This is a genomic window from Providencia sp. PROV080 (genome assembly GCF_033688105.1).
GTDB classification, from domain to species: domain Bacteria; phylum Pseudomonadota; class Gammaproteobacteria; order Enterobacterales; family Enterobacteriaceae; genus Providencia; species Providencia zhejiangensis.
The window spans coordinates 1,575,583-1,592,772 of record NZ_CP096346.1; the positions used below are offsets into that span (position 1 = coordinate 1,575,583).

A 17,190-nucleotide genomic window follows, 5' to 3' on the forward strand; every position below is an offset into this window, starting at 1 on the left:
GATAATGTGTCACTACAACTTTCTTATTATTATTTATTAGGAGGTCCTGTGAAGTTAAAGTCTCTAGTTCTTGCGGCCATGATGGCTGGTGTTGCGGTTCCAGCTATTGCACAAGCTAATCCGCTTCCTGAAGGGCCACATATTACAACATCAGGTAATGCGGTAATTAAAGCGGCACCCGATATGGCCACATTAAATATCAATGTTGAAGTGACCGAAAAGGATGCCGCGGCAGCGAAGGCTGGTGTTGATAAGCGTGTCGCTGAGTATTTTGAATTTTTAAAACAAAATGGTATCGAGAAAAAAGATATCAATGCCGCGAATGTGCGCACTCAGCCTAAATATGAATATGATAAAGATTCGCAAAAATCATCGATTGTCGGTTACACCGCAGTTCGCTCTGTTGAAGTGAAAGTGACGAAACTTGATCAATTAAATACACTTCTTGATGGCGCGTTAAAAGCGGGCCTTAATGAAATTAATGCGGTACAGTTCGGTGTTAATAACCCTCAACAATATCGCGATGAAGCACGTGAAAAAGCCATTAAAAATGCGATTGAACAAGCGAATGCGTTAGCGAAAGGCTTCAATGTTCAATTAGGGCCTGTATATAGCGTAAATTATCGAGCGCCAGATGCGGTACCATATCCTGCACCAGTGATGAATTACAGAGGTAAAATGGCACTCTCTGCTGCCCCAGAGAGAGATGTGAATGAAACCTATGAGCAGCAGAGTATTGATTTTAATGACCAAGTTGATGTGGTTTTTGAATTAAAACGCTAAAGTTCATCTTCTTGTTTTAACATTTGACGTCCTGTTTTGAGCAGGGCGTCAGTGACTTTCTTCATCGTGCGGCTCTCAGGCGCAAAACGATGCCAATAGAGCATCCGGCGCTGACATAGGCCCGGTGTTAAATCTATCAGTTCACCATTTTTTAATTCATCGGCAATTTGCAAATGTGGGATCATACAGCAAGTAGAGCCCTGTTTTGCTAATTGTACGAATGCCTCTGATGAGTTCACTATATGACAGGGCACACTACCGGGTGATAAGCCAAAATTCTGCTGAACAAAAGCTTGGTGCATGTCATCAAGGTGGTCGAATGCAACGGCTGGTGCTTTAAGCAATGATGAACGTGTGACCCCTTCAGGGAAGTATTTGCTAGCAAAATCGGGAGAGGCAACAAAGATATAATCTAGAGCACCTAGCTTATCAACTAAACAGCCCGGTAGTGCTTGAGGTTGGATACTGATAGCACCCACAACTTCACCTCGTCTCAAACGCTCTTGTGTGCGCGTCTCATCTTCCACTTGAATGTTTAAGCGAATGGGGGTGTTACCTAAAACAGGATTCAGAGCTGGTAATAGCCAGGTGGCCAAACTGTCGGCGTTGACCGCAAGTGAAAGTAATAGTGGCGTTGAACCCCCATTTTCGTCACCTAGCCACTGTTCTTCGAGTAATTCTACCTGATGGAGTAAGGCTAATAGCTTTTGCCCTTGCTCTGTGGGATGTGGCGGAACTGTTCGAACGAGTAGCGGTTGACCAAATAGATTTTCTAATTGTTTGATCCGCTGTGAAACCGCAGATTGTGTAATACACAGTTTTTGAGCCGCTCTCTCAAATCCTCTTTCACGAATGACAGCATCCAGTGCTTGCAACGCGCGGTAATCAGGGCGCTTCATTAGGGGGTATTCTCCTTGTTGTTATTCTACTACTCACTATGCCATATTTTATTTCAGAACTCCTGTAATATTGATGACAATGTGTGAATCACAGAATACAACGAACAAAGCTGACCTTGTTAAGGGTCCGTTATATAATAGGCTTATTCAACAAACTTTATTTACTTGTGAAAAATAATAGAAGGCATGGGCATGACTCAGGACGAACTAAAAAAAGCAGTTGGTTGGGCAGCATTAGAATACGTAAAACCGGGTACGATCGTGGGAGTTGGCACAGGCTCTACTGCTTCTCATTTTATTGATGCACTGGCGACCATGAAAGGCCAAATTGAAGGCGCGGTATCAAGTTCTGAAGCATCAACCGCTAAGCTTAAATCATTAGGTATCCCTGTACTTGACTGTAATGATGTCGACTCACTGGATGTTTATGTTGATGGTGCAGATGAAATTGACCATCATATGAATATGATCAAAGGTGGTGGAGCGGCTTTAACACGTGAAAAAATCGTTGCAGCTATTTCTAAAACATTTGTTTGTATTGTTGATGAGTCAAAACAAGTGGATGTATTGGGCAAATTTCCACTGCCTGTTGAAGTGATCCCGATGGCGCGTAGCTATGTTGCGAGAGAGCTTGTTAAGTTAGGTGGAACACCTGAATATCGTCAAAATGTTGTGACAGATAATGGTAATGTTATTTTAGATGTTCACAACCTTAGCATTGTTGACCCCGTTGCTCTTGAAAATAAAATCAATGGGATAGCAGGCGTTGTAACGGTAGGCCTATTTGCAAATCGCGGTGCTGATGTTGTTTTAATGGGAACGTCTGCCGGTGTTAAAACCATTAAATAAATTAGCATGATAATCATGATTTGATTGTCATCGCCTTACCTAGCCGTCAATCAGATAAGCCAGCCATTATGTGGTTGGCTTATTTTTTTATGTGGCATGGATTTTTGTTATCTATTTTAGCGGTATCACTGACCCGTAAAAAATTTCACTAATTTTTATTTATGATTATTTTGGTGATATATCTCACACTAATGCTTATAGTGCAGGCAAAATCCTTATTTTGTGTTACTCACCCTGATTTTCTACCATATTACTTCTTTTTCATCGCGTTTAGTGAGAGGGACTAGGCAAACGATTGTATTGATACTGTGCCGTTTTTTGCTATGTTGGTACACGGTCAGTTCATCTGTTACAAATCTTAAGCATGATAGGGTAGGGTAAATGGTCAAAGTATCTTTGGAAAAAGACAAAATTAAATTTTTACTATTGGAAGGGGTTCACCAAAGCGCGGTTGATAATTTAAAAGCAGCAGGTTATACCAACATTGAATATCACAAAAGTGCGTTGTCGGACGAAGAATTAAAAGAAGCAATTAAAGATGCGCGTTTTGTTGGTATTCGTTCCCGTACTCATCTGACTGAAGACATTTTTGCAGCAGCTGAAAAATTGGTTGCTGTTGGTTGTTTTTGTATCGGTACAAACCAAGTGGATTTAGATGCTGCGGCTAAACGCGGTATCCCAGTTTTTAATGCACCGTTCTCAAATACCCGTTCTGTCGCTGAGATGGTGCTTGGTCAATTACTGTTATTGTTACGTCGCATACCTGAAGCGAACATGAAAGCGCACCGCGGTATTTGGGAAAAACAAGCTAAAGGTTGTTTTGAAGCGCGCGGTAAGCGTCTAGGGATTGTGGGTTATGGTCATATCGGTACTCAGCTAGGTATATTGGCTGAAGGCATTGGTATGGATGTTTATTTTTATGATATCGAAAATAAACTGCCTCTTGGTAACGCGACACAGGTGCGCTCAATGGCTGAGCTATTGAACATGAGTGATGTGGTCAGCTTGCATGTGCCTGAAACAGCGAGCACCAAGAATATGTTTGCAAAAGAGCAGTTTGAATTGATGAAGCCAGGGGCTATTTTCATTAACGCTTCACGCGGAACAGTCGTTGATATTCCTGCTTTAGCCGATGCCCTTGAGAGTAAACATTTATCGGGTGCCGCTGTCGATGTCTTCCCAACTGAGCCTGCTGCTAATAATGATCCGAATGATCCCTTCATTAGTGAGCTAATCAAATTTGATAATGTGATTTTGACTCCACATATCGGTGGTTCAACGGAAGAAGCGCAAGAAAATATTGGGCTAGAAGTCGCAAGTAAATTAGCGAAATATTCAGACAATGGTTCGACGCTTTCTGCGGTGAACTTCCCTGAAGTTTCTCTGCCAGTTCATACAGAAGATACTAACCGTTTACTGCATATTCACGAAAACCGTCCTGGTATGATGAATAGCATTAACCAAGTATTTACTGAAAATAATATCAACGTTGTTGGTCAGTATTTACGTACTTCAGGAAACGTAGGTTACGTTGTTATTGATATTATCACTCAACAACCTGACCACGCTGACGATATCTTGGTTAAATTGAAACAATTGCCGGGAACGATCCGTGCACGATTATTATATTAATCGTTAACCAACGAGATTGAATACACATGATGGCACTGGATCACCAGTGCCATATTTTTTGGGGCGTAATAATTTCAGGTAGCGGGATATCCCAATGTGCCACAGGGAGCAAGGGAACGCGCTGGCAATTGTGTGCCAAACCAATGGGGTAAAAGCCTTTCTGTTGCCAGTTAGCTAAGGTTCTATCATAAAAGCCACCCCCCATGCCTAAACGTTGGCCTTGTTCATCAAAGGCAACTAATGGGATCATCATGATATCTAACTGATTGATAGGTAGCACTTGAGTGACATCGAGTGGTGGCTCATCGATGTTAAATCTATTTTTGATTAATTGCGTCGTTGGCGCATAGTTTAAAAACAGCAGATGATGACGGCTAAAGGGGTGTAATACAGGCAGGTAGACTTTTTTATCCTGTTGCCAGAGTGCATCGATTAAGGGCTGGGTATGGATCTCACCATCGAAAGAAAGAAACAAAGCAATGTGCTGCGCTTGAGCAATTTTAGGGTGAGATAAAGTCTGCTGTACGATGTTTTTCGCGGCCAGTTGTTGTTGCTCTGGAGTCAACTGTCGGCGTAATTGACGAACGGATTGGCGAATTTGTTGACGCATGACTGATAACTTATCTTCCATAAGATCCGCAACCTCAGAGGCTATTAACGCTATTATTATTAAAGGGTTGATAAATTTGTGAGTAAGCGTTGGAAGTATAGCGTAATGAGTGCGAGATGGTAGTACTAGACGTAAACTCAGGGGGAAGTGTCACAGAAAAATGAGGGTCTCCAAGATGCCGTTGTAGGCTGTAACCCTTGAACCCTTGGTTCAAGGTGAACGCAGTTTAGCAACCTTTAGGCTTCCTGAGCGAATCAGGCGTGCTCACCAGCGCAATAACCACATTCTATTTTTTTGAAATATCGGCTCAGGGGACTTACCCACTGACGAGCATCTCAGAGAAATTTGTTTGAGTACATATCGTTACTCTATGTACTTCATTGTATGAGTTTGGATTGAAAAAGCAACCCCATTTTTGTTTATTTTTTTATACTAATGTATGATTATTAAGCAAATTTAGCCGATAGGCATAACCTGCCTCTCAGTAATTTTCACCTGATCATGTAATGCTTGCTCAATGGTTTGTTGCAGCATTTTTATTTTCTCTTCCATATTATATGCATAATCACGCGTTTTTGTCTTTTCTTGTGTTAATTCGTGACACACGTTCAATGCAACGATAAAAATAAGCTGTTCTGTGTTGGTGACCCCACTTCTATCTTTAAGATCTTGAAGGCGTTGCTCAAGTTCTTGGGCTGATGCAATCAGGGCTTCTTTTTGTTCGACAGGGCAGTTGACTCTCATTGAGCGCCCAAATATTTGAATGTCAACAGGTTGTGCGGACATGATACCTCCATACGAATAGGACTCGCCGCAAATACAATGCTCGGCGTAAAGTAATAGATGTTATTTCACTAGTATTGGTTGCTTTATTCAAAATACAGTTCAAAAGCTTACTGGTACAGCGACCATCCTTGATGGTAGCATATCATGAATGATTAGCTAACATGACGAATTCAGATGTCTATACAAAAATCTTTACCAAACTATGAAACGTTGGACAATCTTCTCCAACAATATTCTATCGCACTTACCGCCGCAGAAATTCATGGCTTAATTACTGGGCTGATTTGCGGTGGTAGCCGCGATGGCGGCTGGCAGACATTAGTCCATGATTTGGCTAATGACGGTTTAGCCTTCCCTCAAGCGGTTGCTCAACCGCTACGTGAACTCTACGATACGACTTTTCAAGTGTTAGATGAAAGCGAATTTGCTTTTTCTATGCTTTTTCCTGATGACAATGCGTCTGTATTTGATCATGCGGATGCTTTAGCGGGTTGGGTTAATCATTTCTTACTAGGAATTGGTGTGGCGCAACCTAAATTAGCGGATAAAAAAGAAGTCAGTGAAGTGATCACTGATTTACGTAATATCGGCATGCTTGGTTACGATGAAGATGAAGACCAAGAAGAGCTTGAACAGGCGTTGGAAGAGGTGGTGGAGTATGTCAGAGTCGCTGTACAGCTTTGCTATATCTCTTTCACCGAAGGCAAAAAAGTGCAAACAGCGGCGAATAATAAACCTATTCTTCATTAATACTGTCTGGCTTTGTTAAGTCTATTTGCTTATTTGAGCTAAATCGCGCTTTGCAAGGCAAAACAGATACAGATTAAGCGCTTGCCGTTGTACTCTAATTTCTTGTTGCTAGGTGACACTCGAAAGAAGCTTAGGATGTTTGCGAAGTCATCGTCATTCAAAGCGTTGTATGGTGTCAGTACTGAGGCAACTTGAAGAATGGCGAGTCTATATGCTTAAAATAGAAAGGTATAACGTTCAACTCAACAGTCTAGATAATAAGGCAGAAACGGTATGAATAAACAGGAATTTATTTCTCGTCGTAACGCATTATTGGCTCAGATGGAGCCAGCAAGTGCCGCTATTATTTTTTCAGCGCCCGTCGCTCAACGCAACGCGGATTGTGAATACCCGTATCGCCAGCACAGTGATTTTCTTTATTTGACGGGGTTTAGTGAGCCTGAAGCCGTTTTACTGTTAATTAAAAGTGATGAAAAACACAGCCACACCGTTCTCTTTAACCGTGTTCGCGACCTGACCGCAGAAATTTGGTTTGGTCGTCGGTTAGGGCAAGAGGCTGCGCCGGAAAAATTAGGGATCAGTAAAGCACTGCCTTTTGATGAAATTGAAGAGCAACTGTATCAATTATTAAATGGTCTTGATGTCATTTATCATGCACAAGGCGAATTTGAATATGCCGATAAGTTAGTTTTCGGCGCGCTCGATATTTTACGCAAAGGGGGGCGTCGTAACTTACGAGCTCCACAGACAATCATTGATTGGCGTCCTTTGGTACATGAAATGCGTCTATTTAAATCAGAAGCTGAAATTGCCGTGATGCGTAAGGCTGGTGAGATATCCGCATTAGCGCACATTCGTGCAATGAAAACGTGTCGGCCGGGCATGTATGAATATCAACTCTGTGGCGAGCTGGAGTATGAATTTACGCGTCATGGTGCACGTTTTCCATCGTATAATTCGATTGTTGGTAGTGGCGAAAATGCGTGTATTTTGCATTACACCGAAAATGAATGTGAAATGAAAGATGGGGAAATGGTGTTAATTGATGCGGGGGCCGAGTTTGATGGCTATGCAGGCGATATCACCCGTACATTCCCTGTAAATGGTAAGTTTACTGAACCACAACGAGCGATTTACAATATCGTTCTTAAAGCATTAAATACCGCGTTAGAATTGTATCGCCCTGGTACCAGCATTCATGAAGTGACACAAAAAATCATTCAAATTAAAGTGGAAGGCTTAGTGGAGCTGGGTATTTTACATGGCGATGTCGATCAATTGATCGAAAACAAAGCACACTTCCCATTCTTTATGCATGGTTTAAGCCACTGGCTGGGGTTAGATGTTCATGATGTTGGATTCTATGGCGTTGACCGTGATCGCATTCTAGAACCTGGAATGGTATTGACGGTTGAACCTGGACTGTATATTGCACCTGAAGCAGATGTACCACCAGAATATCGCGGTATTGGTATTCGTATTGAAGACGACATTGTGATTACCGAAACGGGTAATGAAAACTTGACCGATTTAGTGGTGAAGGACCCTGATGAAATAGAAGCATTAATGGCCGCAGCTAACAATGCTTAAAGAAGCTGTAATAAGGTAATAAATACAACATGAACGTGATTATTGTTGGTGGTGGAATGGCAGGGGCAACCTTGGCTCTGGCTATTTCTTCATTAAGCCAAGGACGGTTATCAGTTTCGCTGGTAGAGGCCGCCTTACCAGAAGGAAAGCACCCAGGGTTTGATGCTAGGGCGATTGCACTTGCTCATGGAACATGTCAGCGGTTATCTAAAATTGGTATTTGGGATTCATTCGTTGACTGTGTCACACCAATAACTCATGTTCATGTTTCCGATAGAGGCCATGCTGGTTTCGTTAATATCCATGCACAGGATTACCATATTCCAGAATTAGGGAGTGTGATTGAGTTACATGACGCCGGTGCACGGTTATTTGATTTATTGCATAAAGCAGCGGGCGTTTCGTTGTATTGCCCCGCAAAAGTTGAAAACATTCAACGGCACAACGATAGCGTTACAGTAACCTTAGATAGCGGTGAAACCCTTTCAGGGGCTCTTTTAGTGGCCGCGGATGGGAGTCATTCAGCCGTCGGTCAAGCATGCCATGTACAGTGGCAGCAGGATGACTATGGTCAAGTGGCGATTATTGCGAATGTTAAAACATCAATTGACCCACAAGGGCAAGCGTTTGAGCGTTTTACTGAATTTGGCCCACTCGCGTTATTACCCATGTCGCATGGACGCAGCTCCTTAGTATGGTGTCATCAACAAGCGCAAGCGGAACTTATCAAAACGTGGGATGATGAAACCTTCATGTCTAAGCTGCAACAAGCTTTTGGATGGCGTCTGGGTAAAATCATTCAGGTTGGTACCCGTTTTTGTTATCCGTTATCACTTCGAAAAGCGTTAAATCCGATTAGTCATCGCACCGTTTTGGTGGGAAATGCGGCTCAAACATTACACCCTATCGCAGGTCAAGGTTTTAATCTGGGGATCCGTGATGTCATGCAGTTGGCTGAGTCGGTGGTGGCCGCCCATCAACAAGGGCAGGATATCGGTGCTTATGCACTTTTGAATACCTATCAGCAAGCGCGAGCTATTGATAGAGAACGAACCGTGACAATGACTGATGGTTTAGTGCGCGTGTTTGCAAATCGTTGTTTACCGTTAGTGGTTGGACGTAATTTAGGTTTAATGGCAATGGAAATGTTACCGTCAGTACGTGATGTTTTAGCTCGTCAAACACTTGGCTGGGTTGCGGAACAATAACCACAAAACTAAGAGGAATAAAAATATGCAATCGTTTGATGTGGTTATCGCCGGTGGTGGTATGGTTGGGTTAGCATTGGCTTGTGGTTTAGAAGGAACAGGATTACGTGTTGCTGTTATTGAACCTCAGCCAGCAAAACAGCCGTTTTCTGAGAATGAACCATATACCCTTAGGGTTTCTGCTATTAACGCAGCAAGTGAAAAGTTATTAAGCTATTTAGCTGTTTGGCCAACGATTAAATCGATGAGAGCATCGGCCTACAAAGGTATGGAGGTCTGGGATAACGATAGTTTTGGCCGTATCCAGTTTTCTGCTAAAGAGCAAAATCTTTCCCATTTAGGGCATATTATTGAAAATCATGTTATCCGAGATGCGCTCTGGCAAAAGGCCTCGTCATCCCGAGATATCACTTTATTCGCTCCCGCAACGATTCAAAAGGTGGTTTGGGGGGAAAATGATGTGTTTATTACACTCTCTGATGACGCAATGCTTACAGCAAGGTTGATTGTTGGAGCCGATGGTGCGAACTCTTGGTTGCGTGGGCATGCAGATATTCCATTGACGTTTTGGGATTATGAGCACACGGCGTTAGTGGCGACTATTCGTACGGAACAACCTCATGAGGCCATAGCACGTCAAGCTTTTGATGGTAAAGGGATACTTGCATTCCTTCCTTTAACTGACCCTCATCTCTGTTCTATTGTGTGGTCTCAACCTGCAACAGAAGCGGCTAGACGTCAGCAGCTTGATAAAGCCAGTTTTGAAAAAGAATTGGCCGTGGCGTTTGATACCCGCTTAGGGTTGTGTCATTTAGAAAGCGATAGATTGACTATTCCGCTAACAGGACGGTATGCACGTCAATTTGCCGCGCAACGTTTAGCGCTTCTCGGAGATGCCGCACACACCATCCACCCACTGGCTGGACAGGGCGTTAATTTAGGCTTTATGGATGTGGCGATGTTACTCGGTGAAATCAAACGATTACATCGTGAAGGCAAAGATTTTGGACAATATTTTTATTTGCGTACTTTCGAACGTCATCGTAAGCATAGTGCAGCGTTGATGTTAGCGGGCATGCAAGGGTTCCGTGAATTGTTTGATGGCAATAACCCCGCTAAAAAATTATTCCGCGATTTAGGCTTAGTGCTCGCGGATAGTTTACCTGGTGTTAAACCCCAACTTCTTAACCATGCTATGGGCTTATTTGATATGCCTGAGTGGCTACAAAAAATTCAAATTGATTCCGTGGAATAATCCCTTTCTATAGATTGGTGGCCATATTTTCCACCAATCTTTCCTTCCTGATAGCTTAAAAATACCCATCTTTATGTGATGGCTCACCCTGCCTTACGGTTTTTAATGTCACCATTAATTTAATTGTCAATGACTGAGAAATTCTAATTACAATCAGTTTTCGGATTAGTTTTACTAATTTTATGACTGAGTGCTAAGATTGATTTTTCGCTAACTTCTGTGAACACACGTTGATTAAGTCTACTCTTTTACACCAAATATGGTGGTATTGAGTGATCATTCTCAATTTTTTAACAAATTTAGCTGGATTATATCCCTTGTAATCAGTAATACAGAGTATCGGTAGCCCTATTTTTTTTAATGGTTTCTTACTAAAAACAGTGGTAGTTTTTAATAAGATGTTATCGTTTGCGTAGCGTTATTGGTTGTGGAGTCATAGGTCTTTTCTCTGCATAAAAAAGCGTAACGCTCACCCTATCTTATTCAAATGTAAAGAGGGTATTCATGGCAAAGCAGACCCCGCTATATGATGAACATATTGCTTGCGGTGCGAAAATGGTGGACTTTCATGGTTGGATGATGCCACTGCACTACGGTTCACAAATCAATGAACATAATTTAGTGAGAACCGAGGCTGGGATGTTTGATGTCTCCCACATGACTATTGTTGATTTACATGGTGAAGGTTGCCGTGATTTCCTTCGCTATCTTTTGGCAAATGACATTGCCAAGCTGACTGATAAGGGAAAAGCACTCTATACCGGCATGCTAAATGCCTCTGGTGGCGTGATTGATGACCTGATCGTTTATTATCTTGATGATGACTTTTATCGTCTTGTCGTCAACTCTGCAACCCGTGATAAAGATATTGCATGGATTGAAGAGCATGTTAAATCATATGCCGTTTCTATTCACGTTCGTGATGATCTTGCGCTATTAGCCGTTCAAGGCCCTACAGCACAACAAAAAGTTCACTCTCTGCTGACTCAAGCGCAATGCGCACAACTTGCTGACATGAAACCTTTCTATGGTATTCAAGTTGATGATTTGTTCATTGCGACAACCGGTTATACGGGCGAAAAAGGGTATGAAATCGCTTTACCGAAAGAGCAAGTGATTGATTTTTGGCGTCAGCTAGTTAAAGCCGGTGTGCATCCAGCAGGATTAGGGGCTCGTGATACGCTACGTCTTGAGGCCGGTATGAACTTATATGGCCAAGATATGGATGAAAGCATTTCACCGCTGGCCGCCAATATGGGGTGGACGATTGCTTGGAAACCTGAAGAGCGCCAGTTTATTGGGCGTGAAGCATTAGCGAAGTTGAAAGAACAAGGCACAGAAAAACTAGTTGGTATCGTAATGCGTGAAAAAGGCATATTACGGGCGGGTCAAACGGTACGTTTTACTGACGATCTAGGCAAATTACAAGAAGGCGTCATTACTAGCGGCTCTTTTTCGCCAACGCTCGGTTTTAGTATTGCTTTGGCGCGTGTACCAAAAGAAATACAAGATAAAGCTATTGTTGAAATACGTAACCGAGAAATGCCAGTTGAGGTGGTAAAACCGGGATTTGTTCGGGAAGGAAAGGCGCTTGTTTAAGACGAGTTAAATCCTATCTATCTAAAAAATTTGTAAATAAGAGTGAGGTTGATGATGAGTAATGTTCCTGCTGAGCTGAAATATACCCGTGAACATGAGTGGGTCCGTCATGAAGGTGATGGTGTATACACCGTAGGTATTACTGAGCATGCACAAGAATTATTAGGTGATATGGTGTTTGTCGATCTACCTGAAGTGGGAAGCTCGGTGGATATTGGTAGTGAATGTGCGGTTGTAGAATCTGTTAAGGCGGCATCGGATATTTATGTTCCACTAAGTGGAGAAATCATTGAAGTTAACGAAGCTCTCGGTGACTCTCCTGAGTTAGTCAATGAACAGCCTTACCAAGAAGGTTGGATCTTCCGTATAAAAATCTCTGATGAGTCAGAATTAGCTGATTTGTTAGATGCAGATGCTTATTCTGCGTTACTCGAAGAAGACGAATAACACAACTAACGCCCCGTAATGACTGTATTACGGGGCGTTTTGCTTTTATACCAACCCTGTTGTTGCAGATATTAGGAATGGGAACATAGATATGACGATGTCTCTGAGTCAATTAGAAAACCGTTCGGAATTTATTCAACGCCACATCGGTCCTTCAGAACAACAAGTAAAAACCATGTTGGACACTGTGGGGGCCACATCCCTTGATGCATTAACGGACGATATTGTCCCGAAAGCGATTTTATTAGCTGAACCGCCCAGAGTAGGCAGTGGTGCGACGGAACAAGAAGCACTTGCCGAGTTGAAAGCGATTGCAAGCCTGAATAAACGTTATAAAAATTATATTGGCATGGGGTATGCCCCAGCCATTTTACCGCCTGTGATTTTACGTAACTTACTGGAAAATCCGGGTTGGTATACAGCGTATACCCCTTATCAACCTGAAGTTTCTCAAGGTCGTTTAGAATCCTTGTTAAACTTCCAACAATTAACCATTGATCTAACTGGCTTAGAGCTAGCGTCCGCTTCCCTCTTAGATGAAGCGACAGCGGCCGCAGAAGCAATGGCAATGGCAAAACGGATCAGTAAACTGAAAGAAGCTGAACGTTTTTTTGTCGCAGATGATATTCACCCTCAAACATTAGATGTAGTCCGTACTCGAGCGAACACATTTGGTTTTGAATTGATTGTTGATAAAGCAGAAAAAGTGCTTGAGCACGAGGGTGTTTTTGGCGCTTTATTACAGCAAGTTGGGTCGACAGGTGAGGTACATGATTACAGCGATCTGTTGGCTAAATTAAAAGCGCGTAAGATTATTAGCTGTGTCGCGGCTGAAATGATGGCTCTGGTAGTGTTAACGGCTCCTGGAAAACAGGGGGCCGATATCGTATTTGGCTCGGCGCAACGTTTTGGTGTGCCTATGGGCTATGGTGGCCCACATGCTGCGTTCTTTGCTTGTCGTGATGAATATAAACGTGCCATGCCCGGTCGTATTATTGGGGTATCTCGTGATGCGGCGGGTAACACGGCATTACGTATGGCGATGCAAACTCGTGAACAGCATATTCGTCGTGAGAAGGCGAACTCAAATATTTGTACCTCTCAAGTTCTGTTAGCAAACATCGCGGCTATGTATGCGGTGTACCATGGCCCACAAGGGTTAAAATTGATTGCAGAACGTATTCATCGTTTTACGTCTATTTTTGCTAAAGCGTTAGAGGATGCGGGGGTTACGTTACGCCATCACAGCTGGTTTGATACCTTATCTATCGAAGTTGCAGATAAAGCAGCTGTTCTCGCACGTGCAGAAAAAGCGAAAGTTAACTTGCGTAGTGATATTCATGGCGCTGTAGGTGTTACCTTTAATGAAACAACCACGCGACAAGATTTGAATGAGTTATTCACTATTATCACGGGTAGTGAGCAAAAGTTAGATTTCGAAAAACTGGATAAGCAGGTTTCATCTGCTGAGCGTGCGATTAGCCCTGCAATGCAACGAAATGATGTGATTTTGTCACATCCAAATTTCAATCGCTATCACAGTGAAACGGAAATGATGCGCTATATGCATAGCTTAGAGCGTAAAGATTTAGCGCTGAATCAGGCGATGATCCCATTAGGTTCTTGCACCATGAAACTGAATGCGGCGGCTGAGATGTTACCCATCACTTGGCCTGAATTTGGTGAAATGCATCCTTTCTGCCCACCAGAACAAGCGCAAGGTTACCATCAAATGATCGAACAGCTATCGCATTGGCTTGTTCAGTTGACAGGGTATGATGCGGTTTGTATGCAGCCTAACTCCGGCGCACAAGGTGAGTATGCGGGGCTATTGGCTATCCGACGCTATCATGAAAGTCGAAATGAAGGTCATCGTCACATTTGTTTGATCCCTGCCTCAGCGCATGGTACCAACCCTGCATCGGCACATATGGCGGGTATGGAAGTCGTGGTGGTGCGGTGTGACGACGAAGGCAATATTGACCTGACAGATTTACGTCAACAAGCGGAAAAACATCGTGGTGATCTTTCTTGTGTGATGGTGACCTATCCGTCAACGCATGGGGTATACGAAGAGAGTATTAAAGAGGTTTGTGAAATCGTTCATCAGTTTGGTGGGCAAGTGTACCTTGATGGTGCCAACATGAACGCTCAAGTTGGTCTGACAACACCGGGCTATATTGGTGCCGATGTTTCCCACCTGAATTTACACAAAACGTTCTGTATTCCTCATGGTGGTGGTGGACCGGGCATGGGACCCATCGGTGTGAAAAAACATTTAGCGCCATTTGTACCGGGGCATTCCGTGGTTGAGCACGAGATGGTTACGGAACAAGGCGCCGTTTCAGCAGCACCATTTGGCAGTGCTTCTATCCTACCTATCAGCTGGATGTACATCCGCATGATGGGCTCCTACGGTTTGAGAAGAGCGAGTCAGGTCGCTATTTTAAATGCAAACTATATAGCTAAACGCTTACAAGGTCGCTATGACATCCTGTATACCGGTCGCGATGGTTATGTCGCGCATGAATGTATCGTTGATTTGCGCCCGATTAAGAAGGATACAGGGATCAGTGAATTAGACATCGCAAAACGTCTGATCGATTATGGATTCCATGCGCCAACGATGTCATTCCCTGTTGCGGGAACCTTGATGATTGAGCCAACGGAGTCTGAAAGCCTTGTTGAGATTGACCGTTTTATCGAAGCAATGTTATCGATTCGTAATGAGATTGACAAAGTCGCTAATGGTGAGTGGACCCTAGAGGATAACCCTTTGGTGAACGCTCCACATGTTCAAACAGAGCTTGTTGAGCAATGGGAACATGCTTATAGTCGAGAGTTGGCGGTGTTCCCGACTTCAGCAACCAAAGCTAACAAATATTGGCCTGCCGTGAAACGTTTGGATGATGTGTATGGCGATCGTCATCTGCACTGTTCGTGTGTGCCGATTGAAGATTATATTTAGTCAGTCTGCTGGCAGTAACAAGCGAGTAGTCTATTAGAAATGACCCCCAATCGTTGAATAATCAATGATTGGGGGTCTTGTTATTTTAAGAGAGGCTTACAATAACCAGCCTTTTTGTTGAGCAATTTTTAATTGTGGTAACAACTGCTCCCAAAACTCAGGGAAAACCTCTTCAATAAACTCATTTCGAGCGATAACTTGCTCAAGACGAATATTATTTTCAACCCAGCTCTGCCCTTGGTTATGTAAATTTAAAAGCATTGGAATGGTTCTATCAATGACGTTGGCAAACTTAGCATCTAACGTTTCAGCCGCATCATATTCATTCCACAAGGCTAAAAATTGTTCATTTTGCGGAGAGGGAAGCAGGCCGAAAATACGAACAGCCGCTTTTACCTCTTGTTCGCGGATTGCTTCTCGTGCGGCAACATCATACACCAGTACATCACCAGCATCGATTTCAACCACATCATGAACCAAGGCTAATTTGATGGCATGATCAACATTCACCCCTTTCACATAAGGGGCAAAGCTCATCGCTGCCATCGCGAATTGCCAACTATGTTCCGCTGTGTTTTCTTGTCTTTCATTGTTGAGCAACTTGTTTTTGCGATAAACACTTTTTAGCTTATCCAATTCCATTAAGAATTGGATCACTTCGGTAAAATCGCCAAAATTTAACACGTCTACTGGCTTATTACCTGTTACTGATGACATAAAAACCTCAATTATTGTTCTTCTTCCAAAGAGTATGGGAGTGGCTGGATAGTCAGGTGACTGTTTTCATCGCCAATAACACGAAAGACACTGTCTGCTTCCATGTCATTATTCATAATGACCTGAATGTTGACGTCACCATTTGCTAATTTGACTGCGGCAAGCACTGTGCCTGTACGACGCCACTTGTCACCAAGTTGCCATTCAACGCCTTCACCAATCGCAGGTACGGAGGTTGAGTTGCCTTTTAGCCAATACATCGCGCGTTTGTTTGCACCGCGGAATTTCGCACGAGCGACCATTTCTTGTCCGGTATAACACCCTTTTTTAAAGCTAATTCCGAAAGGCAGTGCTTGTAGGTTGGTAGCTTGTGGCAGGTGTTGCGCGCTATTTGCTTGATCGATAATTGCATACCCCGCTTCAATGTCTAAAGAAAGCCATTGGTCATCGCCTACCATAGGAGCATTGAGTGCATTCGATATTTTCTCGGCAGAATCATTGCCAGTAATAACGAGAAAACGCTCTTTGGGGAGTGCAAAGTGAAGGATCGTAGAGTCTCCATCAACGACAACTTGATTTTCAGCATCGGGGAGGGTACTGAACACACGAGCGAGTGCCTCTTTAGCGCCTTCTCCGGCAATACCAAGTAGCTTCAAATCATTTTTTTGTTCAAAGGTCACTTTTGAGAAAACCGCGTATTTTTTCAGTTCCGCTAACTGGCTCTCGATGAGGCTGTTTCTTACGATATAAGAAAAGCCATCAAGATGGTGGAATAGACGTAAATTACTCCACATTTTACCTTTTGGGTCACAATGGGCGGTTAAGGTATGTTGAGAAGGTGTCAATGCGGCCACGTCGGCCGTCACTTGCCCTTGAAGGTATTTTTCAGCATCAAGGCCATGTGAGTGAATCAGCCCCCAGTTTTCCAGTGAAATCAATATAAGTGGTAAAGACTGAGAATCGAGGGGGAATTGTTGAGAGTGAGCAACTTCAGTAGTCATGATTTCACCTGTTTTTTCTTTCTGATCAGAAGGTGGTTAATGGTAAAAGAGCTGGATAACATTGCAAGTAGTTATTATGATGCACCATCAATTATT

The 17,190-nt window shown here is 43.1% G+C and carries 15 protein-coding genes and 1 other RNA gene; 10 read left to right on the forward strand and 6 right to left on the reverse strand.

Going from position 1 to position 17,190, the window contains the following annotated elements:
• The first annotated feature begins 48 nt into the window (after positions 1-48).
• Positions 49-783, forward strand: a complete 735-nt coding sequence (locus M1F03_RS06775) for an oxidative stress defense protein (protein WP_163860911.1) — start codon at positions 49-51, stop codon at positions 781-783.
• Here M1F03_RS06775 and M1F03_RS06780 read toward each other — a convergent pair.
• Positions 780-1,682, reverse strand: coding sequence for a LysR family transcriptional regulator ArgP (locus M1F03_RS06780; RefSeq protein ID WP_154624326.1), 903 nt, complete (start codon positions 1,680-1,682; stop codon positions 780-782). The genes M1F03_RS06775 and M1F03_RS06780 overlap by 4 nt on opposite strands.
• A gap of 192 nt (positions 1,683-1,874) precedes the next feature.
• Between M1F03_RS06780 and rpiA the strand changes: the two genes are divergently transcribed.
• Together rpiA and serA are read left to right on the forward strand one after the other, a co-directional pair.
• Positions 1,875-2,531: a ribose-5-phosphate isomerase RpiA gene (gene rpiA, locus M1F03_RS06785; protein WP_154624325.1), complete on the forward strand. Its 657-nt coding sequence runs from the start codon at positions 1,875-1,877 to the stop codon at positions 2,529-2,531.
• Between the two features lie 381 nt (positions 2,532-2,912).
• A complete protein-coding gene (gene serA, locus M1F03_RS06790; protein WP_154624324.1) occupies positions 2,913-4,163 on the forward strand; it encodes a phosphoglycerate dehydrogenase in 1,251 nt (416 codons plus the stop codon).
• A gap of 40 nt (positions 4,164-4,203) precedes the next feature.
• Here the strand turns inward: serA and M1F03_RS06795 are convergent, their stop codons facing one another.
• The 3 genes from M1F03_RS06795 to zapA form a co-directional block, all read right to left on the reverse strand.
• Positions 4,204-4,794, reverse strand: coding sequence for a 5-formyltetrahydrofolate cyclo-ligase (locus M1F03_RS06795; RefSeq protein WP_251463858.1), 591 nt, complete (start codon positions 4,792-4,794; stop codon positions 4,204-4,206).
• Positions 4,795-4,936: 142 nt separating this feature from the next.
• Positions 4,937-5,118: non-coding RNA, 6S RNA (ssrS, locus tag M1F03_RS06800), on the reverse strand.
• 111 nt (positions 5,119-5,229) lie between these two features.
• On the reverse strand, positions 5,230-5,559 hold the full coding sequence (gene zapA / locus M1F03_RS06805) for a cell division protein ZapA (protein WP_154624322.1): 330 nt from the start codon (positions 5,557-5,559) through the stop codon (positions 5,230-5,232).
• Between the two features lie 174 nt (positions 5,560-5,733).
• Here zapA and M1F03_RS06810 point away from each other — a divergent pair, with 174 nt between their 5' ends.
• The 7 genes from M1F03_RS06810 (at position 5,734) to gcvP (ending at position 15,376) form a co-directional block, all read left to right on the forward strand.
• Positions 5,734-6,309 carry a YecA family protein gene (locus M1F03_RS06810; RefSeq protein WP_154624321.1) on the forward strand — a complete coding sequence of 192 codons (576 nt, stop codon included), beginning with the start codon at positions 5,734-5,736 and terminating at the stop codon, positions 6,307-6,309.
• 273 nt (positions 6,310-6,582) lie between these two features.
• A complete protein-coding gene (gene pepP, locus M1F03_RS06815) occupies positions 6,583-7,899 on the forward strand; it encodes a Xaa-Pro aminopeptidase (RefSeq protein ID WP_251463859.1) in 1,317 nt (438 codons plus the stop codon).
• Positions 7,900-7,928: 29 nt separating this feature from the next.
• Entirely contained in the window at positions 7,929-9,107 is a 1,179-nt protein-coding gene (gene ubiH, locus M1F03_RS06820) for a 2-octaprenyl-6-methoxyphenyl hydroxylase (RefSeq protein WP_154624319.1), read from the forward strand.
• Between the two features lie 25 nt (positions 9,108-9,132).
• Positions 9,133-10,362, forward strand: a complete 1,230-nt coding sequence (gene ubiI, locus M1F03_RS06825) for an FAD-dependent 2-octaprenylphenol hydroxylase (protein ID WP_251463860.1) — start codon at positions 9,133-9,135, stop codon at positions 10,360-10,362.
• 504 nt (positions 10,363-10,866) lie between these two features.
• Positions 10,867-11,961, forward strand: coding sequence for a glycine cleavage system aminomethyltransferase GcvT (gene gcvT, locus M1F03_RS06830; RefSeq protein ID WP_251463862.1), 1,095 nt, complete (start codon positions 10,867-10,869; stop codon positions 11,959-11,961).
• A 54-nt stretch (positions 11,962-12,015) separates the two neighbouring features.
• Positions 12,016-12,408, forward strand: coding sequence for a glycine cleavage system protein GcvH (gcvH, locus tag M1F03_RS06835; RefSeq protein WP_154624331.1), 393 nt, complete (start codon positions 12,016-12,018; stop codon positions 12,406-12,408).
• 91 nt (positions 12,409-12,499) lie between these two features.
• A complete protein-coding gene (gene gcvP / locus M1F03_RS06840; RefSeq protein WP_251463864.1) occupies positions 12,500-15,376 on the forward strand; it encodes an aminomethyl-transferring glycine dehydrogenase in 2,877 nt (958 codons plus the stop codon).
• A gap of 96 nt (positions 15,377-15,472) precedes the next feature.
• On the opposite strand, the gene M1F03_RS06845 is transcribed toward gcvP, so the two are convergent.
• Together M1F03_RS06845 and ygfZ are read right to left on the reverse strand one after the other, a co-directional pair.
• The gene (locus M1F03_RS06845) at positions 15,473-16,093 is read right to left on the reverse strand and encodes an HD domain-containing protein (RefSeq protein WP_154624315.1); all 621 of its coding nucleotides are present in this window, start codon (positions 16,091-16,093) and stop codon (positions 15,473-15,475) included.
• Positions 16,094-16,104: 11 nt separating this feature from the next.
• Positions 16,105-17,094 (reverse strand): tRNA-modifying protein YgfZ, encoded by a 990-nt coding sequence (gene ygfZ, locus M1F03_RS06850; protein WP_154624314.1) that lies wholly within the window; start codon positions 17,092-17,094, stop codon positions 16,105-16,107.
• Positions 17,095-17,190 lie beyond the last annotated feature (96 nt).

What these genes read in the sequence shown, in the direction of transcription:
- M1F03_RS06780 (WP_154624326.1), bottom strand. Translation starts at nt 1,682, where the DNA reads ATGAAGCGCCCTGATTACCGCGCGTTGCAAGCACTGGATGCTGTCATT.
- rpiA (WP_154624325.1), top strand. Translation starts at nt 1,875, where the DNA reads ATGACTCAGGACGAACTAAAAAAAGCAGTTGGTTGGGCAGCATTAGAA.
- serA (WP_154624324.1), top strand. Translation starts at nt 2,913, where the DNA reads ATGGTCAAAGTATCTTTGGAAAAAGACAAAATTAAATTTTTACTATTG.
- M1F03_RS06795 (WP_251463858.1), bottom strand. Translation starts at nt 4,794, where the DNA reads ATGGAAGATAAGTTATCAGTCATGCGTCAACAAATTCGCCAATCCGTT.
- zapA (WP_154624322.1), bottom strand. Translation starts at nt 5,559, where the DNA reads ATGTCCGCACAACCTGTTGACATTCAAATATTTGGGCGCTCAATGAGA.
- M1F03_RS06810 (WP_154624321.1), top strand. Translation starts at nt 5,734, where the DNA reads ATGTCTATACAAAAATCTTTACCAAACTATGAAACGTTGGACAATCTT.
- pepP (WP_251463859.1), top strand. Translation starts at nt 6,583, where the DNA reads ATGAATAAACAGGAATTTATTTCTCGTCGTAACGCATTATTGGCTCAG.
- ubiH (WP_154624319.1), top strand. Translation starts at nt 7,929, where the DNA reads ATGAACGTGATTATTGTTGGTGGTGGAATGGCAGGGGCAACCTTGGCT.
- ubiI (WP_251463860.1), top strand. Translation starts at nt 9,133, where the DNA reads ATGCAATCGTTTGATGTGGTTATCGCCGGTGGTGGTATGGTTGGGTTA.
- gcvT (WP_251463862.1), top strand. Translation starts at nt 10,867, where the DNA reads ATGGCAAAGCAGACCCCGCTATATGATGAACATATTGCTTGCGGTGCG.
- gcvH (WP_154624331.1), top strand. Translation starts at nt 12,016, where the DNA reads ATGAGTAATGTTCCTGCTGAGCTGAAATATACCCGTGAACATGAGTGG.
- gcvP (WP_251463864.1), top strand. Translation starts at nt 12,500, where the DNA reads ATGACGATGTCTCTGAGTCAATTAGAAAACCGTTCGGAATTTATTCAA.
- M1F03_RS06845 (WP_154624315.1), bottom strand. Translation starts at nt 16,093, where the DNA reads ATGTCATCAGTAACAGGTAATAAGCCAGTAGACGTGTTAAATTTTGGC.
- ygfZ (WP_154624314.1), bottom strand. Translation starts at nt 17,094, where the DNA reads ATGACTACTGAAGTTGCTCACTCTCAACAATTCCCCCTCGATTCTCAG.